Here is a 4,661-nt window from a genome sequence, read left to right on the forward strand (position 1 = left end):
TGCCTAAATTATAACTATGGCAAATCAATACTAGTCTGTTTTGGAACAAAAATTTATTTTAATTCATTTAAGTTGAACTAAAATGATATAGTAAAGATTACATTAAGCAATTGAGGGCGTGATAAGAAGTGCCCCAAATATTATGATGCACTTATTTACTAACCTCTATCAAAAGAAATAAAAATTGTATTCCTTTAGTGAGATCCAAAAATACTGAGTCATAGATACTTTAGGTAAAGAAGAACACGCTTTAAGTGTCTGCTGAAAAGTTGATACTTGTAGGTACACAGATAAATTATATTTATCTGTGTTGTTTCGTGTTTATATATGTCTAACAAAAGGTGGAGGCTTATTTGTCTCGCCTAGAAAGTTAACAATGCAAACATCGTCATCTAGTGGAGTCGCCATGTCTGAATTGCTTCAAGCAGTCTTAGATAGTGAAGAAAAAAGTGATTTGCGTTCCTTTCTTAGTGAATTACGCCAACAAGACAAGAAGTATTTGCTGCGGAACGACATACTCAATGTGTATAGTGAGTATTGCTCCAAATCCCAGAAACCTGAAGCCTTTTACACTTCCTCGGAGTTAAGCAAACTAATTTACTATACTCAGGAAATAATTCAGGAGGACTCAAACTTCTGTTTCATCATCCGTTCTAAGATTGCCAGCCAAGAAGTTTATTGGTTGACATCAGACTTAAGCATTGAGCCGATGACGGTGCAGGATTTGTTGGATCTGCGCGATCGCTTGGTGAACAAATATCATCCTAACGAGGGCGATCTGCTAGAATTGGACTTCGGCCCGTTTTATGACTACACCCCAACCATCCGCGATCCCAAAAATATTGGTAAAGGGGTACAATTTCTCAACCGCTATCTATCCAGCAAAATATTTCAAGACTCCAAACAATTGCTGGACAGCTTATTGAATTTTTTGCGCCTGCACCACTACAACGGTGTGCAACTGCTACTCAACGATCGCATTCAATCACAGCAGCAACTTTCCGAGCAAGTTAAGAAAGCTATCGGTTTTGTTAATAATCGCCCCGATGATGAACCTTACGAACAATTCCGGTTCCAATTGCAGTCAATGGGTTTTGAACCGGGTTGGGGTAACACCGCAGCGCGAGTCCGGGAAACTTTAAATATTCTCGATGAATTGATTGATTCTGCCGATCCCCAGACCCTAGAAGCTTTAATTTCTCGTGTCCCGATGATTTTTAAAATCGTCTTGGTGTCAGCTCACGGTTGGTTTGGGCAAGAGGGAGTGTTGGGGCGTCCCGATACTGGCGGTCAGGTAGTTTACGTCCTTGACCAGGCAAAGAGCCTAGAGAAGCAGCTACAAGAAGATGTGATGCTTGCGGGTTTAGAGAAATTGAATGTTGAGCCAAAGGTGATTATTCTCACCCGCTTGATTCCCAATAGTGATGGCACTCTTTGTAATCAACGGCTAGAAAAAGTTCACGATACCGAAAATGCCTGGATTTTGCGAGTGCCTTTACGGGAATTCAATCCTAACATGACTCAAAACTGGATTTCCCGGTTTGAGTTTTGGCCTTATCTAGAAACTTTTTCCATTGATTCCGAAAGAGAACTACGGGCAGAATTTCACGGTACACCTGACTTAATAGTTGGAAACTATACTGATGGGAATTTAATAGCATTCTTGTTAGCGCGACGGCTGAAAGTTACTCAATGCAATGTTGCCCATGCTTTGGAAAAATCTAAATACTTGTTCAGTAACCTCTACTGGCAAGAATTAGAAGAGAAATATCATTTTTCCTTGCAATTCACAGCTGATTTGATTGCCATGAATGCTGCCAATTTTGTGATTAGCAGCACCTACCAAGAAATTGTCGGGACACCAGATAGTGTGGGACAGTACGAGTCTTATAAGTGCTTCACCATGCCGGAGTTGTACCATGTTACCAATGGCATTGAACTATTTAGTCCCAAATTTAATGTCGTACCGCCTGGAGTAAACGAAAATAATTACTTCCCCTACACCCGAAATAAAGACCGAGTAGAGAGCGATCGCCAACGCCTTGCAGAAACCCTCTTTACTCTGGAAGATCCCACGCAAATCTTTGGCAAACTCGACGATCCTAACAAGCGCCCTCTCTTCTCAATGGCGCGTCTCGATCACATCAAAAACCTCACAGGTTTAGCTGAATGTTATGGTCAAAGTAAAGAATTACAAGAGCATTGCAACTTAATTTTGGTAGCGGGTAAATTACGCGTCGAAGAATCAGGTGACAACGAAGAACGTGACGAAATTATCAAACTCTACCAAATAATTGACCAGTACAATCTCCACGGAAAGATTCGTTGGCTGGGTGTGCGCCTGACTAAAACTGATTCTGGTGAAATTTATCGAGTCATTGCCGATCATCAGGGAATTTTTGTACAACCAGCTTTATTTGAAGCTTTTGGTTTGACAATTTTAGAGTCGATGGTTTCAGGATTACCGACTTTTGCCACACAGTTTGGTGGGCCATTAGAGATTATTCAAGATAAGGTGAATGGCTTTTTGATTAACCCGACCAATTTAGAGGAGACAGCCACCAAAATTGTAGACTTCATCACTAAATGCGAACAAAATCCTAACTATTGGAGTGAAATTTCCCAGCGAGGAATTGACCGAGTTTACAGCACCTATACTTGGAAAATTCACACTAGCAAGTTGTTATCACTAGCACGGATTTATGGCTTCTGGAACTTTACCTCAAAAGAAAATCGGGAAGATTTATTGCGCTATATCGAGGCTTTGTTCTATTTAATTTACAAGCCAAGAGCGCAACAGTTATTAGAGCAGCATCAGTACCGTTAGTTCGTCATTTGTGAGCCACTGCGGTCTTGGGGTCTCCCCAAGTTAAGCACGTGGCGTCATTTGTCATTAGCTAAAGACTAAAGACAAATGACTAAGGACAATCAACAAATAACTAAATTGTCAACGCACTCCAAGTTCGTTGACCAACTACTCCATCTACACCTAAATTCTGCTGGTTTTGAAAGGCTTTGACAGCAGTCTCTGTTAGTGCGCCAAAAATCCCATCAACTCTCACAGCATAACCGTTAGACACTAATAGCTGTTGTAAGGCTCTGACAGCAATACCAGAACTACCAAAATAAAGAGTCGGTAGAGGTTGGCTACTAAACTTCTGAAATCGTCCTGTAGCCTTTGTACGGACTTTACCTTCAGACTGAAAAGACTTCTTAGGCTTACCTAAGTTAGAAGAGACTAGTCCCAGATTCTTTTTGTTGATTTTCTGAAGTATGTGTTCTTTTTCTAGTTTTAGCGCTGAGAGAGAAGCCTGGGAAATCTCATCTGTCTGCATAAATTCAGGTGGCGTAACTTTAGCAGCTATCTCTAACTGACTCTGTTTTGACTGGTGTACGTCATTTTCCATTTGCAATAATTGCTGCTGTGGCAAATTGACCCCAGATGCTTGTCTTATTGTGAATACGCCCGTCATCATCAGGCCAATTTCATTCATTTTAGTTTATTTTACTTCAAGCAATATTTCTTTTAACCAACAATATTGTTGCTGTCCGGGATAGTATACACTAAGCAAACAAAAAAATCATGTACTAATTTTTCCAGATAATATTTTCATGTTCATATTTGCTCACCTCCGATTCCATTTAATTAAATTAATATCATTAATCAAGCCATCAAGTTACCAGAAATACTATCTAAATTAATGGTTTTTGAGAAAAGATGCACCTTAATAAAAAGCGTGTAGCGTAGGCTGCCCTTAGATATCGCTTAATACTCTCAGTTGTGGATATTGAAATGAAAACCTTTTTATCTTTTTTCATCTCGCCACAAAGCAATACCGCCTAATAAACCGGTGATATTGGGGATAAGTTTGACATTTAACGGTAGCTGGAAATTGACCCTTACGGCTTCACCACCGCCAATGTAAAGGTAGTCATAATTAAACAGATGTTGCAAGGATGCGATCGCTTTTTCTAAACGCCTATTCCACCTTTTATCACCAATTTTTTCTAACTCTGCACGCCCCAACTGCTGCTCAAAAGTCTCTCCTTTACGAAACGGATGATGTCCCATTTCCATATTTGGCACCAGCTTACCATCTACAAATAAAGCCGAACCAAACCCTGTACCCAGAGTAATCACCAATTCGACACCTAAACCCTTGATCGAACCAAATCCCTGCATATCTGCATCATTAATCACCCGAACAGGCTTGTGTAAGTGTTTTAATAATGCTGTTTCCAAATCAAACCCGATCCAATCTGGATGTAAGTTTACCGCTGTTTCCGTGACTCCACATCGTACCACACCGGGAAAACCGACCGAAACGCGATGAAATTCACCTTGAGCGGCGGCTAAGACCACAATTGCATTAATTACAACCTCCGGTGTTGCAGGTTGCGGTGTATCTAAACGCGCTCTTTCCGTTACAGGATTACCCGTAATATCCAAAACCATAGCCTTAACGCCACTACCGCCAATATCAACCGATAGGGTACGAATCGATCCATTTTCTTCAACCATTGACTTATATCCTTGTTAATGCTTGTTATTTCGTTATTAATTATGCTCTGCTGCATTTGATAATATCTTGGATGTTTGGGGAGTCTTTATATTGGTGGAGAGTGAACAAGGGAATAGGGTACAGCTTACAGGGTAAAGA

At 40.5% G+C, this 4,661-nt stretch carries 3 protein-coding genes; 1 reads left to right on the forward strand and 2 read right to left on the reverse strand.

Translation table 11 applies throughout. From position 1 onward, the window contains the following. The first annotated feature begins 406 nt into the window (after positions 1 to 406). The gene (locus tag IQ229_RS13770) at positions 407 to 2,827 is read left to right on the forward strand and encodes a sucrose synthase (protein ID WP_194044569.1); all 2,421 of its coding nucleotides are present in this window, start codon (positions 407 to 409) and stop codon (positions 2,825 to 2,827) included. 112 nt (positions 2,828 to 2,939) lie between these two features. Here IQ229_RS13770 and IQ229_RS13775 read toward each other — a convergent pair whose 3' ends face one another. Beyond that, positions 2,940 to 3,494, reverse strand: a complete 555-nt coding sequence (locus tag IQ229_RS13775; protein WP_194044566.1) for a peptidoglycan-binding domain-containing protein — start codon at positions 3,492 to 3,494, stop codon at positions 2,940 to 2,942. 311 nt (positions 3,495 to 3,805) lie between these two features. Then, positions 3,806 to 4,522 carry an ROK family protein gene (locus tag IQ229_RS13780; RefSeq protein ID WP_194044568.1) on the reverse strand — a complete coding sequence of 239 codons (717 nt, stop codon included), beginning with the start codon at positions 4,520 to 4,522 and terminating at the stop codon, positions 3,806 to 3,808. Between the last annotated feature and the right edge of the window lie 139 nt (positions 4,523 to 4,661).

This window comes from Nostoc cf. edaphicum LEGE 07299 (assembly GCF_015207245.1).
GTDB lineage: Bacteria > Cyanobacteriota > Cyanobacteriia > Cyanobacteriales > Nostocaceae > Nostoc > Nostoc edaphicum_B.